Origin of the sequence: Aquincola tertiaricarbonis, assembly GCF_000969605.1 — a bacterium.
In the GTDB taxonomy this organism is placed as follows: domain Bacteria; phylum Pseudomonadota; class Gammaproteobacteria; order Burkholderiales; family Burkholderiaceae_C; genus Aquincola; species Aquincola tertiaricarbonis.
This window is the reverse complement of record NZ_JZUE01000029.1, coordinates 24,095-49,130: the sequence shown is the minus strand read 5'-3', so window position 1 is coordinate 49,130 and position 25,036 is coordinate 24,095. Positions and strand designations below refer to the sequence as shown.

Sequence of the window (25,036 nt, the reverse complement as noted above, 5' to 3'; positions counted from 1 at the left end):
GGCCCGGCGCCGCCCATGAGAGGGCGGGCCGCTGCGCTGTCGGTGGACCTGTTCGCGCGCTGTAGGACAAGGCCCACAGGCGGCGAAGTCTCAGGCGGTCGCGCCCGCCGGCTTCATCGGCAGCAGGGCCAGCACCTGCGTGCCCAGCCCGGGCGTGGAGACGATGCTCAGCTCGCCGCCCGCGGCCTCCACCCGGTAGCGCATGCCCAGCAGGCCATGGGCCGAGCGGGTCTTGCCACCGGTGTCGAAGCCCACGCCGTTGTCGCGCACCGCCACCTGCACCATGCCTTCATGCTCCTCCAGCGTCAGCTCCACGCGGCTGGCCTGCGCATGCTTGGCGATGTTGGTGAAGGCCTCCTGCACCAGCCGGTAGGCGGTGAGCTCGTCGGCCGGCTTGAGCGACACCGGCGACATGCGGTTGAACACCTCGATCTGGCTGCGCTCGCCGAACTCGCGCGCCAGGATCTCCAGCGCGGGCACCAGGCCGAAGTTGCTCAGTGTGGAAGGCCGCAGGTCCTCGATGATGCGGCGCTTGAGCGCGATGCCGCTGTTGAGCGTCTCGCTCAGGTGGGCCAGCCGCTCGGAGGCCTCGGGCGAGTTGCCACCCAGGCGCGACTTGATGCGCGCGGCGTCCAGCTTGGCCGCGGTGAGCAGTGCGCCCAGCTCGTCGTGCAGCTCGCGCGCCAGGCGGCTGCGCTCGTCCTCGCGTGCGGTCTGCAGGTGCTGCGCCAGCTCGGTGAGCTGCCGGGTGCGCTCCACCACCTCGCGCTCCAGCTCGTCGCGCTGGCGGGCCATGGCCTGCTGGCGCTCCTCCTGCTCGGCTTCCAGCGCGCGCGTCTGTCGCAGGTACATGAACAGCGCCAGCAGGCTCACGGCGCTCATCGCACCCACGCCGATGCGGTGCAGCAGCAAGGTGTCGTAGATGCCGCGACGTCCGCTTTCCACGCGACGCGACTCCACGCTCAACAGGTCTTCCGACAGGTTTCTGATCTCGGCCATCTTTTCTCGTCCGATGTCCAGCAGCAGCAGGTTGCGCCAGGCATCGTGTCTCCCTTCGCGGTAGAGCGTCATCACCGTGGCCAGTTCCGACAGCTTGGCATCCAGGGCCTTGTTCATGCGGGTCATCAGACCGGCGTGGTCCGGCATCGCGCCGTAATAGTCGCTCAGGAAGCGCTGCGACGCATGGATTTCATTCAGTGCCGCACGGTAGGGGTCCAGGTACTGCTCGCGCCCGGTCAGCAGGAAGCCGCGCTGGCCGCTCTCGGCATCCACGGTACGTCGCAGCAGCGTCTGCAGGTGCTCGCGCGCACGGGCGGTGCGGCCCAGGTCATCCAGCGTGCCGGTGGCCTGAACATAGGCCGTCTCGGTGATCAGCACCATCGCCATGCCGGCGACCAACGCCAACGGAAAGAGGAAGGGACTGCGCTTGACCCGCGCCAGGATGTTCAGGGCCGCGGCTTGCATCTACACTTGCCTTCGTATATCAGACGTTCGTTGGGGTTGTATCGAGCATGATCAGAATCGCCATCGTGGATGACCATGCCATTGTGCGCTCCGGTCTCAAGCAGTTTTTCTCCGAGCAGGTGGACCTTCGCGTGACGGGCGAAGCCTCCAACGGCCGGGAAGCGCTGGACCTGGTGCGCAAAGGGGAAGTGGATGTGCTGGTCATGGACTTGTCCATGCCTGACCAGAGCGGCGTCGATGCGCTTGCGGCCATCAAGGCCCGTGCGCCCGACCTGCCGGTGCTCATCCTGAGCGGCTTTCCGGAGGAGCACTACGCCACCACGCTGCTCAAGCAGGGTGCCAGCGGCTACCTCAACAAGGAATGCGATCCGGAAGAGATCGTCACCGCCATCCGCACCGTGTACCGTGGCCGCAAGTACATCACCTCGGGCGTGGCGCAGCTGCTGGCCGACGGCCTCTCGGGCGCGGGCGACAAGGCGCCGCACGAGACGCTGTCCGAGCGGGAGTTCCAGGTGTTCCTGCGGCTGGCCAAGGGAGAGACCATCGGCCACATGGCCGACAGCATGTCGCTGAGCGTGAAGACGGTGAGCACCTACCGTTCGCGCGTGATGGAGAAGATGAACCTCTCCTCCAACAGCGACCTGACGTACTACGCCCTGAAGAACGGGCTCATCCAGTAGCCTGCGGCGTGGCAGGGCGGCGGGTGCAAGGCCCGCCGCGAGCGGCCTCAGATGAGGTCGCCGTGGTGCGTGTCGCCGCTGCCGCCGGCAGCCAGGCGCTCGCAATAGTTGATCAACGCATCGATCTCGTTCGACTTGTCGAACACCTTGTCCGCGCCCAGTTCCAGGCACTTGCGCCGCATGTCCGGCGTGGCGTAGTTGCTGAACACGACCAGCTTGCAGCGCCCGCGTGCATTCACGGTGGAACGCAACACGCCCAGGCCGGAGCCGCCCTTGAGGAAGATGTCGATGATGACCAGGTCGCATTGCTGCGCGTGGTGGCTGAGCCAGTAGACGGCGCTCGATTCGTCCTCGGCGGTGCCTACCACTTCCAGCGGCACCATCTCCTCGAGCGTGGCGATCAGGTTTTCGCGAATGACCGGACTGTCTTCGACGATGTAGGTCTTCAGATTCACCATCGAATGCTGCGGCATCTGGGCACCGCCAGCGACGGCCTGCGGCGGCGTGGCTGGCTTGTTCTTCGCCGGTGGGTGATGGCTACCAATATTCAAAGACACGATCAAAGTCCCGGCGCGCTCGCAAAACTCTAACAGCCACCCGCAAGGCGAAGCGTCAGACGATTCCTACAGGAGCGCACGACCGTAGGAACCAGGCTGGCGAGGCGGGACGTATGGAGCACATTGGGCGCCTGCCAGGCTCTCGCTGCCATCGGCTTCCTGCCCGAGCCCATGTCGGACATCGCCTTGCCCGCGCCGGCCGGTAGGACGTGAACTACGGTGCATCAGGGCGCAGTCCGCTGGGGCCTGCGGCGGGCGCTCCAGATACTTTCGCCAGCCCTGCGGCACCCGCTGCGGGCCTTGAAGGAGAACAAGACATGAACAAGACCTTGATGCTGAAGAGCGTGTGCATGGCCGGCGTGCTGGCCCTGTGTGGCGGCGTGAGCGCGGCCGACAAGATTCCCGCGGCGGAGTACCGCGCCGCCAAGGACCGCATCGAGGCGGACTACAAGGCCGACAAAGCCCGCTGCGACGCGCTCTCCGGCAACGCCGAGGACATCTGCGAGGAAGAGGCCGAGGCCAAGGAAAAGGTGGCCAAGGCCGAGCTGGAATACCGCCGCACCGGCAGCGCCAAGGACGCCGAGAAGCTGGCCCTGGTGAAGGCCGAGGCCGCCTACGAGGTGGCCGAGGAACGCTGCGAGGACAAGGCCGGCAACGACAAGGACGTGTGCCTGAAGGAAGCCAAGGCCGCGCGCACCAGCGCCGAGGCCGATGCCAAGGCCGCGCGGGCCGGCGGCGAAGCCCGCCGCGAGGCCGCCGACGACAAGCGCGAGGCCAACTACGAGGCTGCCGCGGAGAAGTGCGACGCCCTGGCCGGCGATGCCAAGTCGCAGTGCATCGGCAGCGCCAAGGCGCGTTTCGGCAAGAGCTGAGTGACCGCCTCCATGTCTCCCGTGCTGGACAGCGTGGCCGCCGACGAGGCGCGGCTGGCCCGGCTGCTGGACACCTATGGCGTGGTGGCCGGCCGGGCCGATGCCGCCGCCGAAGCCCAGGCCATCGCCGAGCAGCTGGCGCTGGAGATGCATGCCTATTCGGTGGCGGTGCGGCAGGCGCTGTTCCCGGCGCTGCCGCAGCCTGGCGAACGCCGGCCGGAGGACAGCGACGCGCTGGCCAGCTGCGAATGGCTGGCCGCCCGCGCCGCCGCCAGCGACCTGAGCGGCCCGCAGCGCGACCAGCTGGTGGACCAGCTGCGGCAGGCCACGCTGCAGCTGGCCGCGCACCAGCGGGACCAGCTGTGGCCGCAGCTGCAAGGCGGCGACGGCCCCGCGCTGGCCGCCCAGTACCGCGCCGCCCACGAGGCCGCGCGCGAGACCTGGAAGCGCCTGCGTTCGCGCGGCCAGCCGCCGGAGGACGAGGCCGCCGATCCGGTGGGCACGCCCGTCGGTTGAAGGCGGCCCGGGGCGCGGCGCTTCAGGCGGGCAGCGGCCGCGGGCCGCAGAAGCGCCGCAGCGCCCACAGGCCGCTGGCGGCCGCCGCGGCGCTGAGCACCGCGCCCCAGGCGATGTCGATCACCACGATGTGCAGCGGCCAGCCCTTGAGCGTGGCCAGGTTGGTGAGGTCGTAGGTGGCATAGGCCAGCGCGCCGTACAAGGCGCCCAGCGCCAGCGCGCGCCGCGGGGCTGCTTCCCGCCACGCCGGCAGCACCGCAAACACCACGATGCCCACCGGATAGGCCAGGTAGAACACCGCGGCCGCGCCCCAGCGGGGCTCGGGCAGCAGCAGCTCGCCCAGCGCGGCCGTGTACACCGGCCCCATCACCACGCCCAGCCACACGGCGTCCAGCACCAGCAGGCCGAGCAGGGCGCCCAGGTAGGCGATCAGGAAAACAGGCATTCGCGCGCTCCGGGCCGGCAGCAGCGCCGGCAGCGCGGGTGAGAGTAACGCCTCAGGGCTCCAGTTCCAGCCGCGGCAGCATGTCCATCAGGCGGTCGGCGGCGGCCGCGCCGGCCAGCTGCAGCACGGCGTCGATCTCGGCTTCCTCGTAGGCCAGGCCATAGCTCATCGGATGGCCTTCCAGCCGGCGCGTGCCCACGCGCGTGGCCGCATGCAGGCGGCGGAAGCCGGTGTGGCGCGCATCGGCGGCGATGCGCAGGGCCAGCGCATGCACTTCGGCGGCCGGGCCTTCCAGGTACTGGCAGAAGCGGCCGCCGTCGAAGACGAGCACGCCGGTGATACCGTGGGCGGCGTTCCACACCCGCGCGCGACGGACGATGCCGGCGATGGCCGAGACCTCGACCGCCGGTTCCAGTTCGCTGGTGTAGAGCACTTCGTACAGTGTTGGTGCGGTCACTCTGCCTCTTGTCACACTTCGATGGAGCGGCAGGCTAACCGCCGGACCTGGCCGCCGCCATGTCAAATGACATCCACCATGCTGATTCCGCAGTTCCAGCGACATACCTACCCCGGCCCGCCTTGCGTGGCATGCCCCATGCGGCGGATGGACGCCTTCAAGCCCAACACCGCGGACGAGCTGGCCTTCCTGCAGAGCTTCAAGGAATCGCACCTGGCGGTGGCGGCCGGCCAGCCCATCGTGTGGCAGGGCCAGCCGGCCACGCTGAGCACGCTGTTCTCGGGCTGGGCCTTCCGCTTCAAGTCGCTGTCCGACGGGCGGCGGCAGATCCTCAACTTCATGCTGCCCGGCGACCTGATCGGCCTGCAGGACCAGAGCCACGAGGTCTCGCCGCACGGGGTGGAGGCCATCACCGACGTGGAGCTGTGCCGCTTCGACGCCGACAAGCTGTGGACGCTGTACAGCCGCTTTCCCAAGCTGGCCTACGACATCACCTGGTTGGCCGCGCACGAGGAGAGCCTCGTCGACGAGAACCTGCTGACCGTCGGCCGGCGCAGCGCGGCCGAGCGCATCGCCACGCTGATGCTGCACCTGTACAAGCGGGCGGTGTCGCTGGGCATGGCGCGCGAAGGGCGGGTGCCCTGGCCGATCAACCAGCAGCACATCGCCGATGCGGTGGGCCTGTCGCTGGTGCATACCAACAAGACGCTGCGCCGCCTTTACCGGCAGGGCCTGTTCGCGGTGGACGAGGGCTGGCTGTACCTGCCCGACGTGCATGCGCTGGGCCGGCTGGCCGACTACTACGAGCAGCCGGTGCCGCGCCGGCCGCTGATCTAGCGCCCCGCCGCGGCGGCGGTGCCGCCGGCCGCCTGGGCCACCGCGTCGGCCCAGCGGGCCACGGCGGTGCGCATGGCGGCCACCAGGGCGGCCTCCGAGCCGCCTTCGGCTGCCACCGTGGTGTCGAACACCCGCGGCGGCGGTGCGGCCTCGGTGCCGGCGGCCCGCAGCGTCCACACCACGCGCAGCTGCGCGCGCGCGGGCGTGCCAGCCAGGTCGAAGCGCTGCACGTCGGCGCTGAGGCGCCAGTCCGGCTGCGCCACGCCAGCGGCCGGCCAGGCGGTGACGGTGGCGCCGGGCAGGCGTTCGGCCAGCAGCAGGGCCATCGCCCGCGGCAGCTGGGCCTTCACCGGCTCGACCCAGCGCTGCCCGTCCAGCACCGCCAGCCCGCTGCCCTGCGCCACCACCAGCGGCGAGCGGTCGACCGCCTCGGGCACCGAGATGCGGCCGATGCTGATGCTGGGGCCGGCCGCGGCCGCCGGCAGGTCGGTGGCCGCACCGGCCGAAGCCGCCTCCGGCAGCAGGCTGTGCCAGGCGGGAGGCGGCGAGCTGGCGCAGGCGGACAGCAGCACGGCTGCCGACAGGAGGGTGGCGCGCAGCGGCTTCATCGGGCGGGCTCCAGTTCAGTCTCGCGCTTGCCGCGCAACAGGGATTCGGGCTGGCGCTCCAGGGTGTCGGCCAGCTGTCGGATGGCATCGGCCGCACGGGAGAGGTCCTGCATCGCGCCGCGAACGTCCTGCGGCAGCGGTGCATCCTGGGCCAGCAGGCCGCGCACGTCCTTCACCGCACCGCGCACCTCGTCCAGCGTCTGGCGCACGCTGGGCACCACCTCGCCCTGCAGGCCGCCCATGGTCGTCTCCACGCTGCGGGCTGCGCCTTCGATGCCCACCAGCGCCTTGCTCATGTCGCCGGCCAGCTTCTCGAACGGCACTTCCTCCAGCCGCTTGGCGATGCGGGCCACCTGCGCCTGCAGCTCGCCGAAGGCGTCCTGCACCGTCGGAATCTCGCGCTGGCCTTCGCTCAGGCCGGCCACCTTCTCGCCGCGGTGCTCGGGGAAGAAGTCGATCGCCACGTAGCGCTGGCCGGTCAGCAGGTTGGCGCTGCGCAGCTGCGCACGCAGGCCGCGGTCCACCGAGCGGCCCGACAGCAGCCGCTCGATCGGGAAGCGCGCGCCGTTGCCGTCGTCGGTGCGGCGGGCGGTGGCCTCGCGCGCGGCCACGGTGGCGGCGGTGTCGCGGTAGATGTGCAGCTTCACCGGGAAGGCGAAGCCGCCGCCTTCGCGGTCGAAGCGGATGCCCAGCGAGGCCACCTCGCCGATCACGAAGCCCTTGAACTCCACCGGCGCGCCCACCGCCAGGCCGCGCACGCTGTCGGTGAACACCGCGGTGTATTCCAGCACCTGGGCCGCGCCGCGGCGCAGCGCCGCCGCCTGGCCTTCGAACAGGTTGAAGGTGGTGCCCGCCTCGGCCGGCGTGCTGGCGTCCAGTTCGGCCGGCGTCTCGAAGGCCACGCCGCCCACCAGCACCGACAGCAGCGATTCGGTGCGCAGCCGCAGGCCGGTGCTGGCGTCGAAGGACACGTCCACCCCGCTGGCATGCCAGAAGCGCGCATTGCTGCTGACGAAGCGGTCGTAGGGCGCCCGCACGAACACCCGCAGCCGCAGGCCCTGGCCGTCGGGCGAGAGGTCGGCCGACAGCACCTGCCCCACGCGCACCCGGCGGAAGTACACCGCCGAGCCGATCTCCAGCGAACCCAGGCTGCTGGCCTGCAGCACGAATTCCTTACCGGCCTCGTCCACCGACACCACCGGCTGCGTTTCCAGGCCGGTGAAGCTGCGGCGGGTTTCTTCGCTCTTGCCGCCGTCCACCCCGATGTAGGCACCCGACAGCAGCGTGGTCAGGCCCGACACCTCGCCGCCGGCCACCCGCGCACGCACCACCCAGAAGCGGGTGTCGTCCACCAGCAGCGGCGCGGCATTGCGCTCCATCTGGGCGGTGACCAGCACGCCCTTCAAGTCGGGCGCCAGCCGCACCGCGCTGACCTGGCCCACGTCCACGTTGCGGTACTTGATGCGGGTCTTGCCGGCCTCGATGCCTTCGCCGGTGGCAAATCGGATGGTGATGCTGGGGCCGCGCTGCAGCCATTCGCTGGCGGCCAGCCAGCCCACGGCCAGCACCGCCACCAGCGGCACCAGCCAGATGGCCTGCGCCATCGACCAGCGGCGCCGCGGCGCGGGCACCGCGTCGGGGATGCTGGCGGGCAGCGGCGCGGCCGGCGGGCGGGCCGGCGTGTCGGGGGATTCATCAGGCTGCATCGGGCTGCCGGACCTCGGTTCGTTCGGGGGAAGGGGGAAGGCCCGCGGCGGCGGGAGGCTGCCACAGCAGCCGCGGATCGAAGCTCTGCGTGGCCCACATCGTCAGCCACACCACGGTGCCGAAGGCCACCACGCCCGGCCCGGCCGAGACCTGCGCGGCCGGGCCCAGCTGCACCAGGGCGGCCAGCATGCCCACCACGAACACGTCCAGCATCGACCAGCGGCCCACCGTCTCGATCAGCCGGTACAGCGTGGTGCGGTGGGTGCGGCCGCGCTGCCAGCCCAGGTGCACCGCCAGCACCAGGTAGCTCAGCACGCTGAGCTTGAGCAGCGGCACCATCACGCTGGCCACGAAGACGATGGCCGCCAGCACCCAGGAGCCGGCCTGCGCCAGCGCGGCGATGCCCGACAGGATGGTGTCGCCGCGCTCGCCCACGGCCGAGCGCGTGACCATGATGGGCAGCGTGTTGGACGGCACGTACAGCACCGCGGCGGCCAGCAACAGGGCGGTGGTGGTGGCCACGCTGCGCCGCAGCGGGCCGCGCAGCTGGGCTTCGCAGCGCGGGCAGCGTGCGGGGCGGCCGTCGCCGGCGGTCAGCAGCAGCTGGCAGGCCGGGCACTGGCGCAGCCCGCAGGCCGCCAGCGTGGGGCCTTCGGCGGCCGGCACGGCAGCGGATGCCGGCTGCGCATGCGGGGCCAGCGGAGGGCGGCGCCAGGGCCTCATCGCACCGGCACCTCGCGCGGGTCCAGCAGGGCCCACGCATCCACCGGCGACAGCAGGCGCAGCGCGGCCAGCCGCAGCGCCAGGAAGGCCATCAGCGCCACCAGGCCGGGGCCGACGATCAGCGTGGCCAGCTGCCCCAGCTTGACGAGCGCCACCGCCATGCCCAGCACCAGGATCTCGGTCATGTTCCAGTCGCGCATGCCCTGCCACAGGTGAAGCACCGGCGGCAGCCAGCGCGGCGGCGGGCCGGCCCGGCTGCCCGTGCGGGCGCGCCACCACAGCGCCGCGGCCACCAGCAGCATGGCGCCCATCTCGGTGGCCGGTGCCACCACGGTGGTGATGAACAGCGCCGTCGACAGCGCCAGCCGGCCCTGCTGCCACAGCACCAGGGAGGCGCCGCTGAGCGTGACCGAGCTCTCCAGCCCGCGCAGCGCCAGCGAGACCATCGGCTCGATGTGCGTGGCCACGATGCACACCCAGGCGGCCACCAGCAGCGCCACCACGCCCGACAGCCGCGCCGCCGATTCGGCGCTGCCGCCGTGGTGCAGCGTGTGCAGCGGCGAGCCGCAGCGCCAGCAGGTGGCGGGCTGGCCGGGCTGCACGCGGTTCAGCGCGTCGCACAGTTCGCAGCCGGCCAGCAGGCCGCCCGCGGCATCGCGCGGCGCATCGGTGGCGGCAGGCAGGGCAGGAGAGGACAAGGGACGCGCGACGGTGGTGGACCCGGACCACGCATGATGCACGGGCCAGCGGCTGGGCAGTGTAGGTGCTGTCCGACGGTGCTTGTGGGCGCGGTACGACCGACCCGCCAGGCGCCGCTTCCCACAATCGGAAGCATGGCTGCCAGCACCCCGACTTCCTCTTCCGCACCGGCCGCAGATGCCGCGCGGGCCCGGCGCAAGCGCCATCCGGTGCTGCGCTGGATCCGCATCGTGCTGGCCGTGCTGCTGGCCTTCGTGCTGGTGTCGGAGCTCCTGGGCTGGCGCTACCTGCGCGGCCCCATCGAGCGTTATGCTAGCGACAGCCTGGGCGTGCCGGTGCGCGTGGGCGCACCCTTCCGGCTGCACCTGCTGCGCCCGCCGCAGGCCAGCGCCGGCAGCTTGTGGGTGGCCGCGGCGCCGGGCAGCCAGGCGCCCTTCCTGGTGGATGCGCAGTCGGTGCTGCTGCGTTGGCGCTGGGGCGACATCAATGCCTTCCGCAAGGGCGAGGCGCTGCGCATCGTCGCGCTGCAGGCCGACCGGCTGGAAGCCCATGTGCTGCGCACCAAGGACGGCCAGGCGAGCTGGCAGTTCAAGACCGACCCGAACGAGCCCAAGACCGAACGCGATCCGCCCAAGGTGGAGCGGGTGCGCCTGCGCGAGGCCGCCATCCATGTGGACGACGCGGTCAGCCAGGTGAAGGTGGAAGCGCACGCGCGCATGAACGAGAGCGCGCCGCGGGCCGGCCAGCCGGCGGCCTCGGCACCGGCCGGCGACGCCGCGGCGCAAGGCGACTTCGGCCTGGTGGCCGATGCGCAGGGCACCTACCGTGGCATGCCCATCAAGGTGGAAGCACGTTCGCCACAGGTGCTGCCGCTGCTGGACGAGGACCAGCCCGCGCCGCTGCAGGTCAAGGTGGAGGCGCTGATCGGCCGCGCCCGCCTGGCCTATGACGGCGTGGTGCACGACCCGCTGGGCGCACGCGGCATCGAAGGCGAGGTGCGCCTGAGCGGCCCCTCGCTCGGGGCGGTGGGCGAGGCCCTGAACGTCACCCTGCCCACCACGCCGCCCTTCAACCTGCGCGGCACCTTGCGGCATACCGATCCGGTGTGGCATGTGGCGGTGGCCAGCGCCACCATCGGCAAGAGCGCGCTGCGTGGCGAATTCGCCTACGACCCGCAGCCCGGCACGCCCAAGCTCACCGGCACGCTGGCCGGCAGGCGGCTGGACCTGGCCGACCTGGCCCCCGCGGTCGGCGCCGACGGCAAGCCTTCCACGCCGCCGCCCAACACCCGCAACGGCGGCCCGCGCGTGATCCCCGACCGCAGCTTCGACCTGCCTTCGCTGAAGGCGATGGATGCCGACGTGCGCGTGGCGCTGGACGAGCTGAACCTCAACACCAGCGCGGTGGAAACGCTGCGCCCGCTGGCCGGCCGCATCGTGCTGGACGGCGGCGTGCTGCGCATCACCGAGCTGCAGGCCACCACCGCCGGCGGCAGCGTCACGGGCTCCACCGGGCTGGACAGCAATGCCAAGCCGCCGCGCTGGGACACCGACCTGCGCCTGCGCGGCGTGGACCTGGCCGGCTGGCTCAAGGGCGCGCGCAAGGACACCTCCGACGTCAACGCCCGCAGTAGCGCCACCAAGCTCAAGCGGGAGCGCGAGGCCGCCCGCAGCGGCGACGAGCCCGTCACCGCCTACATCACCGGCGAGCTGCAGGCCGAGATCAAGCTGCGCGGCCAGGGCAACAGCACCGCGCAGCTGCTGAGCACGCTGGACGGCAGTGCCCGCGCCGTGGTGCGCAACGGCACGCTGTCGCACCTGATCGTGGAAGCGCTGGGCATCGACGTGGCGCAGGCGCTGGGCGTGTTCGTCAAGGGGGATGCCAGCCTGCCGCTGAACTGCGCGGTGGTGGCCATGGATGCGAAGCAGGGCGTGCTCACGCCCAGCGTGGCGGTGCTCGACACCCGCGACAGCACGGTGACCCTGAGCGGCACCATCGACCTGAAGAACGAGCTGCTGGACCTGCGCAGCGAGACCAAGCCCAAGGACTTCAGCTTCGCCACCCTGCGCTCGCCCCTGCTGCTGACCGGCAGCTTTTCCTCGCCCGACGTCGGCGTGGCGCCCGGCCCGATCGCCGCGCGGGTGGCCGCCGGCGCGGCGCTGGCCGCGGTGGCCGGCCCGCTGGCCGCGCTGCTGCCGCTGCTGGACCCGGGCAGCGGCGACAAGGAGGACAACTGCCAGGCGCTGGTGCAGCAGTCCGACCCGGCCAAGGCCGCCCCCGCGAAGGCCGCAAAATCGCGGCCATGAACAAGGCGTTCACCAAAGAGACCGACCGCGAGGACGACGACGACGAGCTGGGCGGCCTGCCGCCCCTGCCCGCGGGCAGCAAGAACTACATGACGCCCGCCGGCTACCAGCGCCTGCGGGCGGAGCTGCTGGGCCTGATCGACGACGAGCGGCCGAAGATCGTGGAGATCGTCTCCTGGGCGGCCAAGAACGGCGACCGCTCGGAGAACGGTGACTACCTGTACGGCAAGAAGCGGCTGCGCGAGATCGATCGCCGCATCCGCTTCCTCACCAAGCGGCTGGACGTGGCCGAGGTGGCCGATCCCTCGGCCCACCACGGCAGCGACCAGGTGTTCTTCGGCGCCACCGTCACCTATGCCAACGCCAAGGGCGAGGAACGCACCATCACCATCAAGGGCATCGACGAGGTGGACAACCTGGCCGGCGAGGTGAGCTGGATCTCGCCCATCGCCCGCGCGCTGCTCAAGTCGCGCGAGGGCGACGAGGTCACGCTGATGACGCCCGGCGGGCTGGAGACGCTGGAGGTGGTGGCGGTGACCTACCCGGCCCCCGACGGAGCGGGCTAGGGCTTGACCCGCGCGACCCGCAGCACGGCGGGTGCGCGCTTGAGCACCCGCAGCACGTCGGCCAGGTGCAGCCGGTCGCGCACCGACAGCGTCAGCCGCATCTCGGCGGTCTGGCCGTCCAGCTGGTCGTCCATGTCGATGTGGGTGATGTCGGCCTCGGCGCTGTTGACCGACTGCGCCACCCGCGCCAGCACGCCCTTGCCGTTTTCCAGCAGCAGGCTGACGACGGTGTCGAACGGCCGGCTCAGCTCCTCGGCCCAGCCCACGCGCAGGAAATGCTCGGGGTCGCGCTCGTGCAGCCGCTTGCCGATGCTGCATTCGGCGGTGTGCACCGTCAGGCCTTCGCCGCGGCCCAGGTAGCCGACGATGGCATCGCCCGGGATCGGCCTGCAGCAGGCCGCCAGCTGCACCGAGGCGCCTTCGGTGCCGTCGATCATCACCATGCCCTGGCTGGGCACGCTGTCGTCCACCGCGTAGCGGCCCATGGACAGCGTGACCGCATCGGGCCGCGCGCCGCGCTCCACCATGTTGTGCGCCAGGCGCTTGGCCACGATGTTGGCGATCTTCTTGCCCAGGCCGATGTCGGTCATCAGCTCGTCTCGGGTGCGGTTGCCGCTCCAGCGGGTGAGCTGCTGCCAGGTGGCGGTGGCATTGGTGTCGGAGGGATCGTAGGAGGGCATCAGCATGCCCTCGGCGCGCAGCGCCTGCGCCAGCAGCTTCTCGCCCAGGGCGCGCGATTCCTCGTGCTCCATGTTCTTCAGGTAGTGGCGGATCTTGCTGCGCGCACGGCCGGTGCGCACGAAGTTCAGCCAGGCCGGGTTGGGCCGCGCGCCGGGCGCCGTCACCACCTCCACCACGTCGCCGCTCTTGAGCTCGGTGCGCAGGGCCACCGGCTCGCCGTTGACGCTGGCGGCCACGCAATGGTCGCCCACGTCGGAGTGGATGGCGTAGGCGAAGTCCACCGCGGTGGCGCCGCGCGGCAGCGCCAGGATCTTCGACTTGGGCGTGAAGACGTAGACCGCATCGGGGATGAGGTCGATCTTCACGTGCTCCAGGAACTCGGCCGAGTCGTTGTTCTCGTCCTGGATGTCGAGCAGCGACTTCAGCCACAGCGCGCCCAGGCGCTGCGCTTCCTCGGGCTGGTGCACGTCCTTGGTCTTGTACATCCAGTGCGCCGCGATGCCGCTCTCGGCCACTGCGTGCATCGGCTCGGTGCGGATCTGGAACTCCACCGCCGTGCCCAGCGGGCTCACCAGCGTGGTGTGCAGGCTCTGGTAGCCGTTGGCCTTGGGGATGGCGATGTAGTCCTTGAAGCGGCCCGGCACCGGCTTGTACAGCTGGTGCAGCACACCCAGCGACAGGTAGCAGTCGGAGAGCGTGGGCACCACGATGCGGAAGCCGAACAGGTCGCTCACCTGGGCGAACGACGTGTGCTTCTCGGTCATCTTGCGGTAGATCGAGTACACGGTCTTCTCGCGCCCGGAGACCTGCACCTTCACCTTGGCATGGGCGAAGGCCTTCTCCACCTCGCGCTGCACGCGGTCGACGATGTCCCGCCGGTAGCCGCGCGAGCGCTGCACCGCCTTCATCAGCGCCGCATGCCGCCACGGGTGCAGGAACTGGAACGACAGCTCCTGCAGCTCCCGGTAGGCGCGGTTCAGGCCCAGGCGGTGGGCGATGGGCGCGTAGATCTCCAGCGTCTCGCGGGCGATGCGTGCGCGCTTCTCGGGCGCCATGCCCGTCATCGTGCGCATGTTGTGCAGCCGGTCGGCCAGCTTGACCAGGATCACGCGCACGTCGCGCGCCATCGCCAGCAGCATCTTGCGGAAGCTTTCCGCCTGCGATTCCTCGCGGGTGCTGAAGTGGAGCTTGTCCAGCTTGGTCAGGCCGTCCACCAGGTCGGCGGTGGCGGCACCAAAGTGCTCGATCAGCTGCGGCTTGGTGACGCCGCAGTCTTCGATGGTGTCGTGCAGCAGCGCGGCCATGATGGCCTGCGCATCCAGCTTCCAGTCGGCCACCAGGCCGGCCACCGCAATCGGATGCGTGATGTACGGCTGCCCGGTGGCCCGGAACTGCCCGAGGTGGGCCTCGTCGGCAAACTTGTAGGCCTCGCGGATGACCTTGACGTCGGTCTTGGGCAGGTAGCCCAGCTTGTCCAGCAGGGCCGCGAACGAAGCGGCCTCCTGCGGTTCGGCCGTGCGTTGCGCAGCAGTGCGCGCGGCAACCAGCGCGCTTGGCAACAGTTCGGCGGCGAACGATCGAATCCCCATGGCACCGAATCTAGCAGGACTGTCGGCGCCGCCCGGCCGGCGGTGGCTTTATTCCAGGCCCACCAAGGAAAACGGGCGCCGAGGCGCCCGCTGTGCGTGGTGGCCGAGGCCGCTTACACCGGCACCTTGCGCAGCATTTCGAGGCCGATCTCGCCGGCGGCGATCTCGCGCAGGGCGGTGACGCCCGGCTTGTTCTTGCTCTCGATGCGCGGGGTGTGGCCCTGGCTCAGCATGCGTGCCCGGTAGGTGGCGGCCAGCACCAGCTGGAAGCGGTTCGGGATCTTGTTCAGGCAGTCTTCGACGGTGATGCGGGCCATGGCGTAGTCCTGGTGTGTTGTCAGATCAGGTCCAGCGCGGCAAAGACCTGGGATTTGTTACGCCGCTGGGCGGCGTACTTGAGGCGCTGCGAATGAACGACCGTCTTCAGGTCGAAAAGCGCCGTCTCGAAGAGGGCATTGATTATAACGAAGTCGAAGTGGCGGGCCTGGGCCACCTCGGTGCGGGCATTGGCCATGCGCTGGGCGATCACCTCGGGCTGGTCCTCGCCGCGGCGCTGCAGCCGCTGTTGCAGTTCGTTCCAGCTCGGTGGCAGGATGAAGATCAGCACCGCGTGCACGAACAGCTGCTTGATCTGCAGGGCGCCCTGCCAGTCGATCTCCAGCACCACGTCCTCCCCGCGGTTCAGGCGGTCCTCGATCGCCGATCGAGACGTACCGTAGAGGTTGCCATGCACCAGCGCCCATTCGAAGAAGTCGCCGCGGTCGATCATGTCGCGGAAGGTGGCCTCGTCGGTGAACACGTATTCCCGGCCCTGCTGCTCCTGGCCGCGCGGCGCGCGGGTGGTGTGCGAGACCGATACCGCCAGGTGCGAATCGAGCTCGAGCAGCGCCTTCACGAGGCTGGATTTGCCAGCGCCACTGGGGGCGGCGACGACGAAGAGATTGCCAGGCGTTTCCATGGGCGCAGGATGGTAGCAGCGGCGTGTGTCCTCGCCGCCGGCGCGGTGGCGGGGCTGGGCGGCTGCGCCGGGCCGCTGCCCGCGGCGACCAACAGCCTGGGCATGCAGTTCGTGCGCTTGCCGGCCGGTGAATTCCGCATGGGCAGCGACGAGCCGGCCGAGTCCCTGGCGCGCAGCTATCCGCAGCTGCCGGCCCGGCGCTTCGGCCTGCTGGACGACGAGGCGCCGGTGCATGTGGTGCGCATCACCCGGCCCTTCGAGATGGGACGCCACGAGGTGACGGTGGGCCAGTGGCGGCGTTTCCTGGCGCTGTCGGGCCATGTGCCGGAATCGGTGGCCGACGGCAGCGGCGGCTATGGCTACAGCGCGGCCTACGACCCGGCCGGCAGCGCGCGCGGCGATGCGTTCGAGGGCCGCTCGCCGCGCTACTCCTGGCGCGACCCCGGCTTCCCGCAGACCGAGGACGACCCGGTGGTCAACATCACCTGGGGCGATGCGATGGCGCTGGCACAGTGGCTCAGCCGCACCGAGCAGCGACGCTACCGCCTGCCCACCGAGGCCGAATGGGAATACGCCTGCCGCGCCGGCAGCCGTGGCCGCTATGGCAACGGCGACGACCCGGCCAACCTGCGGGGCGCGGCCAACCTGTTCGATGCCGACGCGCTGCCGCCATGGCGCGAGCGCTGGCCCGACTGGGTGCCGCAGGCGGCGCCCTGGCACGACGGCTTCGCCTTCACCGCGCCAGTGGGCCGCTTCGCGCCGAATGCCTTCGGCCTGCACGACATGCACGGCAACGTGTGGGAATGGACGGCCGACTGGTACGGCGAGCGTTACTACGCCGAGTCGCCGCGCGACGATCCCACCGGGCCGCCGGACGGCGAGGTGAAGGTGCGCCGCGGCGGCTCCTGGCACAGCTGGCCGTTCTATGCCCGCTGCAGCTACCGCAACTGGAACAGCGTGGCCACGCGCTACACGCTCGTGGGCATGCGCCTGGTGCGCGACGTGGCCGACTGACGGCCCGCGGGCTCAGAACCTGTGAATGAACCGGTCGCGACCGAGCGGCGCGACAGGGCGGCCTGGATCTAGGCGCAAAGCGCAGCCATAGCTCGGGCTATGGCGAGCATTTGCAACGACGAGCCGGGTCGTCAGGGCGCGTCGAGCGGGCGTGAGTGGTTCGTTCACAGGTTCTCAGTGATTCTGCGAGCCGCGGTGAGCCCAGGCGGTGGTGCGCTTCTCGATCACCGAAAACAGCTCGTACATGGCCATCGCCATCACGCCCACGGCCAGCAGGCCGGAAAACGCGAGGCCCATCTGCATCGAGCTGCCGGCGCTGATGAGCAGGTAGCCGATGCCTTCGTTGCTGGCCGTCATCTCGCTGACGGTGGTGCCCACGAAGGCCAGCGTGATTGCCACCTTGAGCGAGCCGTAGAAATACGGCATGGAGCGCGGCAGGCCCACCTTCATCAGCACGTCCCAGCGCTTGGCGCCCAGCACCCGCAGCACGTCTTCCAGCTCGGGCTCCAGCGTGGCCAGCCCGGTCGCGATGTTCACCATGATCGGGAAGAACGAGATGAGGAAGGCGGTGAGGATGGCCGGGCCCACGCCGATGCCGAACCACACCACCAGGATGGGCACGAACGCCGCCTTGGGCAGCGCGTTGAAGCCGGTCATCAGCGGGTACATCGCGTCGTACGCCAGCTTGGAGCTGCCCATCAGGAAGCCCAGCAGCACCCCCACCACGATGGCGATGGCGAAGCCCACCACCGTCACCCAGAAGGTGTGCCAGGCGTGGCCGAGGATCACCGTGCGGTGCTCCCACGACTGCTCGGCGATGCGCAGCGGGCTGGGGAAGATGAACTCGCTGACGTTGAAGCCGCTGCACACGATCTGCCACACCAGCACCACCGCCACGGCCAGCAGCGTGGGCGCGGCGCGGTAGAGCAAGCGGTTCTTCTTCATTGCGCCACCTCCGCGCCGGTCTTGCGCATCGCGCCGATGTAGCCGCGCAGCTCATGCACGATGGCGGTGAACTCGGGCGAGTAGGTCACTTCCAGGTCGCGTGGGCGCGGCAGCTCGATCTCGCGCCGCACGACGAAGCGGCCGGGGCTCTTGCTCATCACGTACACCGTGTCGGCCAGGAACACGCTTTCGCGCAGGTCATGCGTCACCAGGATGACGTTGAACTTCTGCGCAGCCTGCAGGTCGCGCAGCGCGCACCACAGCTCCTCGCGCGTGAAGGCATCCAGCGCGCCGAAGGGCTCGTCGAGCAGCAGCATCTTGGGCTCGTGCACCAGGGCGCGGCAGATGGCCGCCCGCTGCTGCATGCCGCCGGAAAGTTGCCAGGGGAACTTGTCCTCGTAGCCGCCCAGGCCCACGCTCCTGAGCAGCGCACGCGCCTTCTCGGTGTACTCGGCCTTCTTGGCGCGGAAGCTGGAGCGATAGGGCTCCACGATCTCCAGCGGCAGCATCACGTTGGACAGCGTGGTGCGCCAGGGCAGCAGGCTGGGCGCCTGGAAGCTCATGCCGGTGATCTTCAGCGGGCCCTTGACCTCCTGGCCGCCGATGATCACCGTGCCCTTGGTCGGCCGGCGCAGGCCGGTGGCCAGCTTCATGAAGGTGCTCTTGCCGCAGCCCGAAGGGCCGACGATGGCGATGAACTCGCCCTCGTTGACCTTCAGGTTGATGTCCTCGACGGCGTACTGCCCGGCGGCTTCCAACTCCTCGTTGTAGGCCAGCCAGACCTCGTGAAAATCCACGAAAGCGGTCATGTCGGCGGCCTTACTTCTTGCCCGCTGCGAAGATGTTGCGGTCGGCCGCCGCGGGCAGGTAGTCGCCATTCCACACGGCGGTGGCGTTGACGCGCTGCTTGGTGGCGAAGGCGTCGGACACCTGGCTGGCCATCAGCGTCAGGCGGGCCGGGTCGATGGCGCCGAAGCCTTCGGCGCGCGCATCGGCGGTCAGCACCGTCTGCTCCAGCGCCAGCTTCAGGCGGCGGGTTTCCAGGTCGGCGTTGATGATGCCGTCGCGCTCCTTCACGGTGGCGATGGCGGCCTTGGGGTCGGCGATCACGTCCTTCACGCCCTTGGTGAAGGCGCGCAGGAAGGCCTTCACCTGCTCCGGGTTCTTCTTCAGGAATTCCTCGCTGGCGATGACCACGTTGCCGTACAGCTTCACGCCGTACTGCGGATAGGGCAGCACCACCACGTCCTCGGTCTTCACGCCGCGGGCTTCCAGGTTCAGCAGCGAGGTGAAGGAAAAGCCGGTGATGGCGTCGATGTCGCCGCGCACCAGCATGGTTTCGCGCAGGGGCGGGTCCATGGCCGTCCAGGTGACGTTGGACACCTTGTTGGCCTGGGCGAAGATGGGCCAGGCCCGGCGGCCGGCGTCGAACACCGGAGCGCCCAGCTTCTTGCCGCTGAGGTCTGCGGGGGTCTTGATGCCGCTCTTCTTGAGCGCCAGCACCGCGGCCGGCGTGTTGTTGTAGACCATCATCACCGCCACCGGCTTGTTGGGTGCGGTGGGGTTGTTGGCGTGGAACTCCATCAGCGCGGCCAGGTCGGCGAAGCCCATGTCGTAGGTGCCCGAGGCCACGCGCGTGACGGTGCCGCCCGAGCCGTTGCCGGCGTCGATGGCGACGTTGAGCTTCTCGGCCTTGAAGTAGCCCTTGGCGGCCGGCACCAGGAACAGCGCGGCCGGGCCTTCGAAGCGCCAGTCGAGCTGGAACTTGATGCTGGTTTCCTGCGCGCGGGCCGGGCCCATGGCCATCAACGCGACGGTGGCGACGGTGGCGCTGAGCAGCAGGCGGCGGCGGGCGCGGGCGAACACGGGAACGACGAAGGACATGGGAAGGAACTCCAAAAAGCGGCTTGCGGGTTGTATACAAGCCGTTTGCAAGTTCCATGCACGCCGCAGCCGGGCGCAGGATGCACCAAAACAATGCGGCGCACCATGCGGGGACTACCTGCCCGCCGCTGGTGCGCCGCGTGTGTTTCCCTGGGGAGGGCGGATCAGCCCAGCAGGTCGAACAGGGTGCGGGCCACCACCTTGGTGGCCTTGCGCAGGTCCTCCAGCACCAGGTGCTCGTCGGCCCGCTTGGCATTGCTCTCCAAAACGGTGCGTGGGCCGGCGCCGTAGATCACGGCGGGGATGCCCCGCTCCACATACAGCCGCACGTCGGTGTACAGCGGGGTGCCGGAAGTGGGGATCTCCTGCCCGAACACCTCGCGCCCGTGTCTCTGGATGGCCTCCACCAGCGGCTGGTTGCCGGGCAGCGGCTTCATCGAGTTGGCCAACAGCAGCCGCTTGATGTCCACCGTGATGCCGGGCTGGCCCGCCGCGGCCTCGGCGATCACGCGGCGCACCTCGGCTTCCACTTCCACCGGGTTCTCTTCCGGGATCATGCGGCGGTCGAGCTTGAGCACCACCTTGCCCGGCACCACGTTGGTGTTGGTGCCGCCCTCGATGCGGCCGACGTTCAGGTACGGATGGGTGATGCCCTCCACCTTGGACGTCACTTGCCTATACAACTGGTTCTGGGCATACAGCGCGTTCAGGATGGCGACGGCACCCTGCAGCGCATCGACGCCGGTGTCGGGGATGGCCGCATGCGCCATCTTGCCGTGCACCGTCACCTCCATCTGCAGGCAGCCGTTGTGCGCCGTCACCACCTGGTAGCTGAAGCCGGCGGCGATCAGCAGGTCGGGCTTCGTCAGGCCCTGCTGCAGCAGCCAGCCGGGGCCCAGCTCGCCGCCGAATTCCTCGTCGTAGGTGAAATGCAGCTCCACGCCGCCCTTCAGCGGCGCGCCCAGCGATTCCAGCGCGCGCACCGCGAAGATGTAGCTGGCGAAGTCGCTCTTGCTCACCGCCGCGGCACGGCCGTACAGCTTGCCGTCCACCACCTCGGCGCCATAGGGCGGGTGGGTCCAGCCTTCACCCGGCGGCACCACGTCGCCGTGGGCATTCAGCGCGATGGTGCGGCCCTCGCCGTACTTGCGGCGCACGATCAGGTTGGTGATCGATTCCAGGCCGTAGTCCTTCACCGCCTCGGCCGGCACGGCATGTTTCTCGGGTGCCCAGCCAAGGCCTTCCAGCAGCGCGGCGGTGCGCTCGGCATGTGGCGCGTTGTTGCCGGGCGGGGTGTCGGTGGGCACCTGCACCAGGGCCTGCAGCGTCTTCACTTCCTCGTCGAAGTGGGCGTCGATCCAGGCGTCGAGTCGTTGGTAGGCGTTCATGCTTGGAGTTCCGTCGCAAGATGGTCGAGCAGGCGCTGGAAGGCCTGCACGCAGAGTTCGGTGTCGTCGTTGGTGATGCTTTCCAGCGGGTTGTGGCTGATGCCGGCATTCAAGCCGCGCAGGAACAGCATGGCCTGCGGCATCACCTCGTGCAGCTTCATCGCGTCATGCCCGGCGCCGCTGGGCATGCGGAAGATCGGCAGCGCCAGCGACTCCACCGCACGCTCCCAGCGCTGCTGCCAGCCGGCATCGCTGGGCGCCGCGGCGGCGCGCATCGTTTCCTCGGCCTTGAACGAGACACCGCGGCGCTCGCAGATGGCCGTGATCTCGGCCAGCACGTCGGCTGCGCATTCGTCGCGCACCTCGTCGGTGGTGGCGCGGATGTCCAGGCTGAACTGGCAACGGCCCGGCACCACGTTGATCGAGCCGGCCGGCACCTGCAGCATGCCCACGGTGCCCACCAGGTCGGCCACGCTGGACGCCCGCTCTTCCAGGTACAGGATGACCTCGGCCGCGGCCGCGGCGGCATCGCGCCGGCGGTTCATCGGCGTGGTGCCGGCATGGCTGGCCATGCCGGTGATCTCGCACAGCAAGCGCACGCTGCCGTTGATGGAAGTGACGATGCCCAGCGGCAGGCCCAGCTCGTTGAGCACCGGGCCCTGCTCGATGTGCACTTCCACGAAGCCGAGGTAGCGCGCGGGGTCGCGCCGCAGCGCGGGGATCTTCGCCGGGTCCAGCCCGGCCTGGGCCATCGCCTCGCGCATCGTCATGCCGTCGGCGTCCGCCTGGTCCAGCCAGCGGTGGTCGAACTGGCCGATCACCGCGCCCGAGCCGAGGAAGGTGGCCTTGTAGCGCTGGCCTTCTTCCTCCGCAAAGCCGATGACCTCGAAGCCGTAGGGCAGCCGGCGGCCGGCGCGGTGCAGCTCCCGCACGCAGGCCATCGGCACCAGGATGCCCAGGCGGCCGTCGTACTTGCCGCCGTTGCGCACGGTGTCGTAGTGGCTGCCGGTCAGCAGCCGGCGGGCCGACGGATCGGCGCCGTGGTACACGCCCACCACGTTGCCCACCGCATCGATCTGCACCTCGTCGAAGCCGCATTCCAGCATCCACGACTGCAGCTGCCGCGCACAGGCCAGGTGGGCGTCGGTCAGGTAGGTGACGGTGAGCTGGCCCTGCTCGGCATACCCCGGGTCGCTGTGCACGGCCAGCGCCTCGGCCCAGTCCCACACCTGGTTGCCCAGCGTGGGCTCGGCGCCGAACTTGTCGTTCAGCCGGATCTCGGCGATGCGGTGGATGTTGCGCAGCGCCTCGGCCAGCTCGTAGTCGGCGGGGTGGCCCAGCCGGCGCTCGAAGGTGGCGATGATCTCGCTGCGGTGCAGGCCCAGGCCGCGCGGGCCGCGCACCGCCATCACGAACGGGAAGCCGAAGCGGGCGTTGTAGGCCGCATTCAGCTGCTGGATCTTGTCGAACTCGGCCGGCGTGCAATCGGTCAGGCCGGCCTTGCCCTGCTCGTTGGTGGATTCGGCGGTCAGCGTCTTGCTGACCATGGCCTTGCCGGCCAGCTCGGGGTGGGCGCGCACCAGGGCCAGCTGCTGGTCCTGCGTGGCGTCGGTCACCACCTGGGCCAGCGCGAGCTTGAGCTGCGCGAGGCTGGCGAAGCCGCCAGCCGGCTTGCGCTCGAAGGCGGCTTCGGCGATCCAGGGCGAGTGTTCGTACACGCCGTCGAGCAGCGCCACGAATTCGGCCTGCGAGGCCTCGTTGAGGGTGAACAAACTGAGCATCGGTACTTCCTTCAAGGGCAGGGCGCTCAGCGCCAGGCGTGGGCGGTGGCCGGGTCGAACGGGTGCACCTGCTTCCAGTGGCGCGCGATGTCGATGCGGCGGGTGATCCACACCTGCTCGCGGCTGGTCACGTGGTCGAGGAAGCGCTGCAGCGCCGCAATGCGACCGGGCTTGCCCAGCAGCCGGCAGTGCATGCCGATGCTCATCATCTTCGGCCGGTCCAGGCCCTGCGGATCGCCCTCGGCATACAGCGCATCGAAGGTGTCGCGCAGGTAGGTGAAGAAGGCGTCGCCGGTGTTGAAGCCGTTGGCCTGCACGCAGCGCATGTCGTTGGTGTCCAGCGAATACGGCACCACCAGCATCGGCGCCTGGCCGCCTGCGGTCTTCTGCACGTTCAGCCAGAAGGGCAGGTCGTCGCCGTAGTAGTCGCTGTCGTATTCGTAGCCGCCGTGGTCCACCACCAGGCGGCGGGTGTTGGGGCTGTCACGGCCGGTGTACCAGCCCACCGGCCACTGGCCGCCGGTCATCTCGCGCACCACCTGCGTGCCCAGCGCAATGTGGCGGGCCTCGGTCTCGGCCGGCAGGTTCTGGTAGTGGATCCAGCGCAGGCCGTGGTTGGCGATCTCGTAGCCGGCCTGCACGAAATGCTGCGCCAGCTCGGGGTAGCGCTTCATGGCCATGCCCACGCCGAAGATGGTCAGCGGCAGTCCGCGGCTTTCGAACTCGCGCAGCACCCGCCACACGCCGGCACGCGAGCCATATTCGTACATCGACTCCATCGTCATGTGCCGGTTCTCGAAGGCCGACGCCGTGACCATTTCCGACAGGAAGGTCTCGGTGGACGGGTCACCGTGCAGCGGATTGTTCTCGCCGCCCTCCTCGTAGTTCAGCACGAAGGACACGGCAATGCGTGCACCGCCCGGCCAGCGGGCATGGGGCACGTCGCGGCCATAGCCCTTCATGTCGCGGGCATAGCCGGCGTAGGTGGATTCGCCGGCGCGGGGATCGGTGGTGTCAGGTGTACTCATGGCACTGCGGGTCAGAGGGTGGGGTCAGGGGCGCAGCGGTGCTGCATGCGGGCGCAGCACGGCCTGCAGGTCGGACATGCGGGGATGCAACCGCAGGTTGCGCTCCACGTTGCCCAGGTGGGCTTCGGTCAGGCGCACGGCGGCGCGGGCGTCGCGCCGCTCCAGCGCATCGACGATGGCGACGTGTTCCTCGCGCGAGTGTTCGGCCGAGTGCGACGACTGGTACATCAGCGAGATGAGCGAGCTGCGCGATAGCAGGTCGGCCAGCAGCTGGGCCAGCACCTCGTTGCCCAGCATGCGCGCCAGCACCAGGTGGAAGTCGCTCAGCAGCCAGGTGCGGCCGGGCACGTCGGTGCGCTCGATAGCGTCCTGCTCCGCCTGCAGGTGGGCGCGCAGCTCGGCGATCTGCACCGGGGTGATGCGTGCGCACAGCTGCCTGATCATCGCGCCTTCGATCAGCTTGCGGGCCTCGAACACCTGGCGCGCCTCTTCCACGCTGGGCTGGGCCACGAAGGCGCCGCGGGCCGGCTCCAGCGTCACCAGCCGGTCCCGGCTGAGCTGGTTGAGTGCCTGCCGCACCAGCGTGCGCGAGACATTGAACACGTCGGCGATCTGCTGTTCCACCAGCTTGGTGCCGGGCTGCAGCCGCCGCTCGACGATGGCCGCGGTGATGGCATCGACGATGCGCCGGGTGCTGCTGGTCTCGGCGCCATCGGCAGCGGCCGCGGGCGGGCGCGTTTCCTGCACGGCATCGGCCATGGGCACACGGGCGGTGCGCGGCTTGCGCGGCGCCGGTGCGGCCTGGGGCGTTGCGGTGGTGTAGGCAGGACGTGGCATGGCGGTCAGGGGAATCCAGTACTTGAACTGCACGCCAAAGTGTATACAGTTGAGCACACACTTCAAGCGATGAATAACCCGAACCCTGGAAGAAGCAGTCGATGGGCAAGCTGACCACGCACGTACTCGATACCGCCAGCGGCGGCCCGGCCGCCGGCATGGCCGTCACCCTGTATCGGCTGGACGACGGCCTGCCGCTGCAGCTCAAGCGCGTGGTGCTCAACCATGATGGCCGCGCCGATGCACCGCTGCTGGCGGACGACGAATTCGAGACTGGCCGCTACCGGCTGGTGTTCGAGGTGGCCTCGTACTTCGAGGCCATGGGCAGCACGCTGCCCGAGCCGCCCTTCCTGGACCAGGTGCCGCTGGACTTCGGCATCGCCGATGCCGGCGCGCACTACCACGTGCCGCTGCTGGTCAGCCCCTGGAGCTACAGCACCTACCGGGGCAGCTGAAACGCGGCAGCGTCCACTCACACATTCCATCGTCGCAGT

The 25,036-nt window shown here is 69.9% G+C and carries 26 protein-coding genes; 8 read left to right on the top strand and 18 right to left on the bottom strand.

The window, feature by feature from the left end:
- Nucleotides 1–90 precede the first annotated feature (90 nt).
- The gene (locus VO99_RS24025; RefSeq protein ID WP_046115481.1) at nucleotides 91–1,464 is read right to left on the bottom strand and encodes a CHASE3 domain-containing protein; all 1,374 of its coding nucleotides are present in this window, start codon (nucleotides 1,462–1,464) and stop codon (nucleotides 91–93) included.
- Nucleotides 1,465–1,511: 47 nt separating this feature from the next.
- Here VO99_RS24025 and VO99_RS24020 point away from each other — a divergent pair, with 47 nt between their 5' ends.
- Nucleotides 1,512–2,144: a response regulator gene (locus VO99_RS24020; RefSeq protein ID WP_046115480.1), complete on the top strand. Its 633-nt coding sequence runs from the start codon at nucleotides 1,512–1,514 to the stop codon at nucleotides 2,142–2,144.
- 47 nt (nucleotides 2,145–2,191) lie between these two features.
- Here the strand turns inward: VO99_RS24020 and VO99_RS24015 are convergent, their stop codons facing one another.
- On the bottom strand, nucleotides 2,192–2,701 hold the full coding sequence (locus tag VO99_RS24015; RefSeq protein ID WP_310733672.1) for a response regulator: 510 nt from the start codon (nucleotides 2,699–2,701) through the stop codon (nucleotides 2,192–2,194).
- A gap of 317 nt (nucleotides 2,702–3,018) precedes the next feature.
- Here VO99_RS24015 and VO99_RS24010 point away from each other — a divergent pair, with 317 nt between their 5' ends.
- Together VO99_RS24010 and VO99_RS24005 are read left to right on the top strand one after the other, a co-directional pair.
- Nucleotides 3,019–3,573: a hypothetical protein gene (locus VO99_RS24010; protein ID WP_046115479.1), complete on the top strand. Its 555-nt coding sequence runs from the start codon at nucleotides 3,019–3,021 to the stop codon at nucleotides 3,571–3,573.
- A 12-nt stretch (nucleotides 3,574–3,585) separates the two neighbouring features.
- The gene (locus tag VO99_RS24005; RefSeq protein WP_157039751.1) at nucleotides 3,586–4,089 is read left to right on the top strand and encodes a hypothetical protein; all 504 of its coding nucleotides are present in this window, start codon (nucleotides 3,586–3,588) and stop codon (nucleotides 4,087–4,089) included.
- 22 nt (nucleotides 4,090–4,111) lie between these two features.
- Here VO99_RS24005 and VO99_RS24000 read toward each other — a convergent pair whose 3' ends face one another.
- Nucleotides 4,112–4,534 (bottom strand): DUF2177 family protein, encoded by a 423-nt coding sequence (locus VO99_RS24000; protein ID WP_046115477.1) that lies wholly within the window; start codon nucleotides 4,532–4,534, stop codon nucleotides 4,112–4,114.
- A 52-nt stretch (nucleotides 4,535–4,586) separates the two neighbouring features.
- The gene (locus tag VO99_RS23995) at nucleotides 4,587–4,991 is read right to left on the bottom strand and encodes a BLUF domain-containing protein (protein WP_198157042.1); all 405 of its coding nucleotides are present in this window, start codon (nucleotides 4,989–4,991) and stop codon (nucleotides 4,587–4,589) included.
- A 138-nt stretch (nucleotides 4,992–5,129) separates the two neighbouring features.
- Here VO99_RS23995 and VO99_RS23990 point away from each other — a divergent pair, with 138 nt between their 5' ends.
- Nucleotides 5,130–5,828 carry a Crp/Fnr family transcriptional regulator gene (locus VO99_RS23990; RefSeq protein WP_157039750.1) on the top strand — a complete coding sequence of 233 codons (699 nt, stop codon included), beginning with the start codon at nucleotides 5,130–5,132 and terminating at the stop codon, nucleotides 5,826–5,828.
- Here the strand turns inward: VO99_RS23990 and VO99_RS23985 are convergent.
- Genes VO99_RS23985 through VO99_RS30985 form a run of 4 tightly spaced genes read right to left on the bottom strand, consistent with a single transcriptional unit; the run spans nucleotide 5,825 to nucleotide 9,564 of the window.
- Nucleotides 5,825–6,436 carry a PqiC family protein gene (locus VO99_RS23985; protein WP_046115475.1) on the bottom strand — a complete coding sequence of 204 codons (612 nt, stop codon included), beginning with the start codon at nucleotides 6,434–6,436 and terminating at the stop codon, nucleotides 5,825–5,827. The genes VO99_RS23990 and VO99_RS23985 overlap by 4 nt on opposite strands.
- The gene (locus tag VO99_RS23980; protein ID WP_046115474.1) at nucleotides 6,433–8,142 is read right to left on the bottom strand and encodes a PqiB family protein; all 1,710 of its coding nucleotides are present in this window, start codon (nucleotides 8,140–8,142) and stop codon (nucleotides 6,433–6,435) included. Before VO99_RS23980 ends, VO99_RS23985 begins: the two co-directional genes overlap by 4 nt.
- Complete coding sequence (locus VO99_RS23975; protein ID WP_083440892.1) at nucleotides 8,132–8,866, bottom strand: paraquat-inducible protein A; 735 nt, start codon at nucleotides 8,864–8,866, stop codon at nucleotides 8,132–8,134. The genes VO99_RS23980 and VO99_RS23975 overlap by 11 nt, the downstream gene beginning before the upstream one ends.
- Nucleotides 8,863–9,564 (bottom strand): paraquat-inducible protein A, encoded by a 702-nt coding sequence (locus VO99_RS30985; protein ID WP_046115473.1) that lies wholly within the window; start codon nucleotides 9,562–9,564, stop codon nucleotides 8,863–8,865. Before VO99_RS30985 ends, VO99_RS23975 begins: the two co-directional genes overlap by 4 nt.
- A gap of 135 nt (nucleotides 9,565–9,699) precedes the next feature.
- Here VO99_RS30985 and VO99_RS23965 point away from each other — a divergent pair, with 135 nt between their 5' ends.
- Both VO99_RS23965 and greB read left to right on the top strand, forming a co-directional pair.
- Nucleotides 9,700–11,871 (top strand): AsmA family protein, encoded by a 2,172-nt coding sequence (locus VO99_RS23965; RefSeq protein ID WP_046115472.1) that lies wholly within the window; start codon nucleotides 9,700–9,702, stop codon nucleotides 11,869–11,871.
- The gene (greB, locus tag VO99_RS23960) at nucleotides 11,868–12,437 is read left to right on the top strand and encodes a transcription elongation factor GreB (protein ID WP_046115471.1); all 570 of its coding nucleotides are present in this window, start codon (nucleotides 11,868–11,870) and stop codon (nucleotides 12,435–12,437) included. The genes VO99_RS23965 and greB overlap by 4 nt, the downstream gene beginning before the upstream one ends.
- Here the strand turns inward: greB and VO99_RS23955 are convergent.
- The 3 genes from VO99_RS23955 to gmk all read right to left on the bottom strand — a co-directional run bounded on the left by VO99_RS23955 (nucleotide 12,434) and on the right by gmk (nucleotide 15,665).
- Nucleotides 12,434–14,707: a RelA/SpoT family protein gene (locus tag VO99_RS23955; RefSeq protein WP_052736589.1), complete on the bottom strand. Its 2,274-nt coding sequence runs from the start codon at nucleotides 14,705–14,707 to the stop codon at nucleotides 12,434–12,436. The genes greB and VO99_RS23955 overlap by 4 nt on opposite strands.
- Before the next feature lie 113 nt (nucleotides 14,708–14,820).
- A complete protein-coding gene (rpoZ, locus tag VO99_RS23950) occupies nucleotides 14,821–15,024 on the bottom strand; it encodes a DNA-directed RNA polymerase subunit omega (RefSeq protein WP_046115469.1) in 204 nt (67 codons plus the stop codon).
- Nucleotides 15,025–15,044: 20 nt separating this feature from the next.
- On the bottom strand, nucleotides 15,045–15,665 hold the full coding sequence (gmk, locus tag VO99_RS23945; protein ID WP_046115468.1) for a guanylate kinase: 621 nt from the start codon (nucleotides 15,663–15,665) through the stop codon (nucleotides 15,045–15,047).
- Between the two features lie 9 nt (nucleotides 15,666–15,674).
- On the opposite strand from gmk, the gene VO99_RS23940 reads away from it, so the two are divergent.
- Entirely contained in the window at nucleotides 15,675–16,679 is a 1,005-nt protein-coding gene (locus tag VO99_RS23940) for a formylglycine-generating enzyme family protein (RefSeq protein ID WP_052736588.1), read from the top strand.
- A gap of 174 nt (nucleotides 16,680–16,853) precedes the next feature.
- Here the strand turns inward: VO99_RS23940 and VO99_RS23935 are convergent, their stop codons facing one another.
- The 7 genes from VO99_RS23935 to VO99_RS23905 form a co-directional block, all read right to left on the bottom strand.
- Nucleotides 16,854–17,624 (bottom strand): ABC transporter permease, encoded by a 771-nt coding sequence (locus VO99_RS23935; protein WP_046115466.1) that lies wholly within the window; start codon nucleotides 17,622–17,624, stop codon nucleotides 16,854–16,856.
- Nucleotides 17,621–18,433 (bottom strand): ABC transporter ATP-binding protein, encoded by an 813-nt coding sequence (locus VO99_RS23930; RefSeq protein ID WP_046115465.1) that lies wholly within the window; start codon nucleotides 18,431–18,433, stop codon nucleotides 17,621–17,623. Before VO99_RS23930 ends, VO99_RS23935 begins: the two co-directional genes overlap by 4 nt.
- Before the next feature lie 10 nt (nucleotides 18,434–18,443).
- Entirely contained in the window at nucleotides 18,444–19,508 is a 1,065-nt protein-coding gene (locus tag VO99_RS23925) for an ABC transporter substrate-binding protein (RefSeq protein ID WP_046115464.1), read from the bottom strand.
- Nucleotides 19,509–19,672: 164 nt separating this feature from the next.
- Entirely contained in the window at nucleotides 19,673–20,896 is a 1,224-nt protein-coding gene (locus VO99_RS23920) for a M20 family metallopeptidase (protein WP_046115463.1), read from the bottom strand.
- Entirely contained in the window at nucleotides 20,893–22,677 is a 1,785-nt protein-coding gene (gene uraD / locus VO99_RS23915; protein ID WP_046115462.1) for a 2-oxo-4-hydroxy-4-carboxy-5-ureidoimidazoline decarboxylase, read from the bottom strand. The genes VO99_RS23920 and uraD overlap by 4 nt, the downstream gene beginning before the upstream one ends.
- A gap of 26 nt (nucleotides 22,678–22,703) precedes the next feature.
- Nucleotides 22,704–23,705, bottom strand: coding sequence for an allantoinase PuuE (puuE, locus tag VO99_RS23910; protein ID WP_046115461.1), 1,002 nt, complete (start codon nucleotides 23,703–23,705; stop codon nucleotides 22,704–22,706).
- Nucleotides 23,706–23,729: 24 nt separating this feature from the next.
- Nucleotides 23,730–24,464: a GntR family transcriptional regulator gene (locus VO99_RS23905; RefSeq protein ID WP_052736591.1), complete on the bottom strand. Its 735-nt coding sequence runs from the start codon at nucleotides 24,462–24,464 to the stop codon at nucleotides 23,730–23,732.
- A 179-nt stretch (nucleotides 24,465–24,643) separates the two neighbouring features.
- Between VO99_RS23905 and uraH the strand changes: the two genes are divergently transcribed.
- Nucleotides 24,644–24,997 (top strand): hydroxyisourate hydrolase, encoded by a 354-nt coding sequence (gene uraH / locus VO99_RS23900; RefSeq protein WP_046115460.1) that lies wholly within the window; start codon nucleotides 24,644–24,646, stop codon nucleotides 24,995–24,997.
- Nucleotides 24,998–25,036: the final 39 nt, after the last annotated feature.

What these genes read in the sequence shown, in the direction of transcription:
- VO99_RS23905 (WP_052736591.1), bottom strand. Translation starts at nt 24,464, where the DNA reads ATGGCCGATGCCGTGCAGGAAACGCGCCCGCCCGCGGCCGCTGCCGAT.
- greB (WP_046115471.1), top strand. Translation starts at nt 11,868, where the DNA reads ATGAACAAGGCGTTCACCAAAGAGACCGACCGCGAGGACGACGACGAC.
- VO99_RS24005 (WP_157039751.1), top strand. Translation starts at nt 3,586, where the DNA reads ATGTCTCCCGTGCTGGACAGCGTGGCCGCCGACGAGGCGCGGCTGGCC.
- VO99_RS23930 (WP_046115465.1), bottom strand. Translation starts at nt 18,433, where the DNA reads ATGACCGCTTTCGTGGATTTTCACGAGGTCTGGCTGGCCTACAACGAG.
- VO99_RS23965 (WP_046115472.1), top strand. Translation starts at nt 9,700, where the DNA reads ATGGCTGCCAGCACCCCGACTTCCTCTTCCGCACCGGCCGCAGATGCC.
- VO99_RS23990 (WP_157039750.1), top strand. Translation starts at nt 5,130, where the DNA reads ATGCGGCGGATGGACGCCTTCAAGCCCAACACCGCGGACGAGCTGGCC.
- VO99_RS24000 (WP_046115477.1), bottom strand. Translation starts at nt 4,534, where the DNA reads ATGCCTGTTTTCCTGATCGCCTACCTGGGCGCCCTGCTCGGCCTGCTG.
- VO99_RS24010 (WP_046115479.1), top strand. Translation starts at nt 3,019, where the DNA reads ATGAACAAGACCTTGATGCTGAAGAGCGTGTGCATGGCCGGCGTGCTG.
- VO99_RS23985 (WP_046115475.1), bottom strand. Translation starts at nt 6,436, where the DNA reads ATGAAGCCGCTGCGCGCCACCCTCCTGTCGGCAGCCGTGCTGCTGTCC.
- uraH (WP_046115460.1), top strand. Translation starts at nt 24,644, where the DNA reads ATGGGCAAGCTGACCACGCACGTACTCGATACCGCCAGCGGCGGCCCG.
- VO99_RS23925 (WP_046115464.1), bottom strand. Translation starts at nt 19,508, where the DNA reads ATGTCCTTCGTCGTTCCCGTGTTCGCCCGCGCCCGCCGCCGCCTGCTG.
- rpoZ (WP_046115469.1), bottom strand. Translation starts at nt 15,024, where the DNA reads ATGGCCCGCATCACCGTCGAAGACTGCCTGAACAAGATCCCGAACCGC.
- VO99_RS23975 (WP_083440892.1), bottom strand. Translation starts at nt 8,866, where the DNA reads ATGAGGCCCTGGCGCCGCCCTCCGCTGGCCCCGCATGCGCAGCCGGCA.
- VO99_RS24020 (WP_046115480.1), top strand. Translation starts at nt 1,512, where the DNA reads ATGATCAGAATCGCCATCGTGGATGACCATGCCATTGTGCGCTCCGGT.
- VO99_RS23935 (WP_046115466.1), bottom strand. Translation starts at nt 17,624, where the DNA reads ATGAAGAAGAACCGCTTGCTCTACCGCGCCGCGCCCACGCTGCTGGCC.
- VO99_RS24025 (WP_046115481.1), bottom strand. Translation starts at nt 1,464, where the DNA reads ATGCAAGCCGCGGCCCTGAACATCCTGGCGCGGGTCAAGCGCAGTCCC.
- VO99_RS23940 (WP_052736588.1), top strand. Translation starts at nt 15,675, where the DNA reads ATGGTAGCAGCGGCGTGTGTCCTCGCCGCCGGCGCGGTGGCGGGGCTG.
- uraD (WP_046115462.1), bottom strand. Translation starts at nt 22,677, where the DNA reads ATGCTCAGTTTGTTCACCCTCAACGAGGCCTCGCAGGCCGAATTCGTG.
- VO99_RS23955 (WP_052736589.1), bottom strand. Translation starts at nt 14,707, where the DNA reads ATGGGGATTCGATCGTTCGCCGCCGAACTGTTGCCAAGCGCGCTGGTT.
- VO99_RS23920 (WP_046115463.1), bottom strand. Translation starts at nt 20,896, where the DNA reads ATGAACGCCTACCAACGACTCGACGCCTGGATCGACGCCCACTTCGAC.
- VO99_RS23980 (WP_046115474.1), bottom strand. Translation starts at nt 8,142, where the DNA reads ATGCAGCCTGATGAATCCCCCGACACGCCGGCCCGCCCGCCGGCCGCG.
- puuE (WP_046115461.1), bottom strand. Translation starts at nt 23,705, where the DNA reads ATGAGTACACCTGACACCACCGATCCCCGCGCCGGCGAATCCACCTAC.
- gmk (WP_046115468.1), bottom strand. Translation starts at nt 15,665, where the DNA reads ATGGAAACGCCTGGCAATCTCTTCGTCGTCGCCGCCCCCAGTGGCGCT.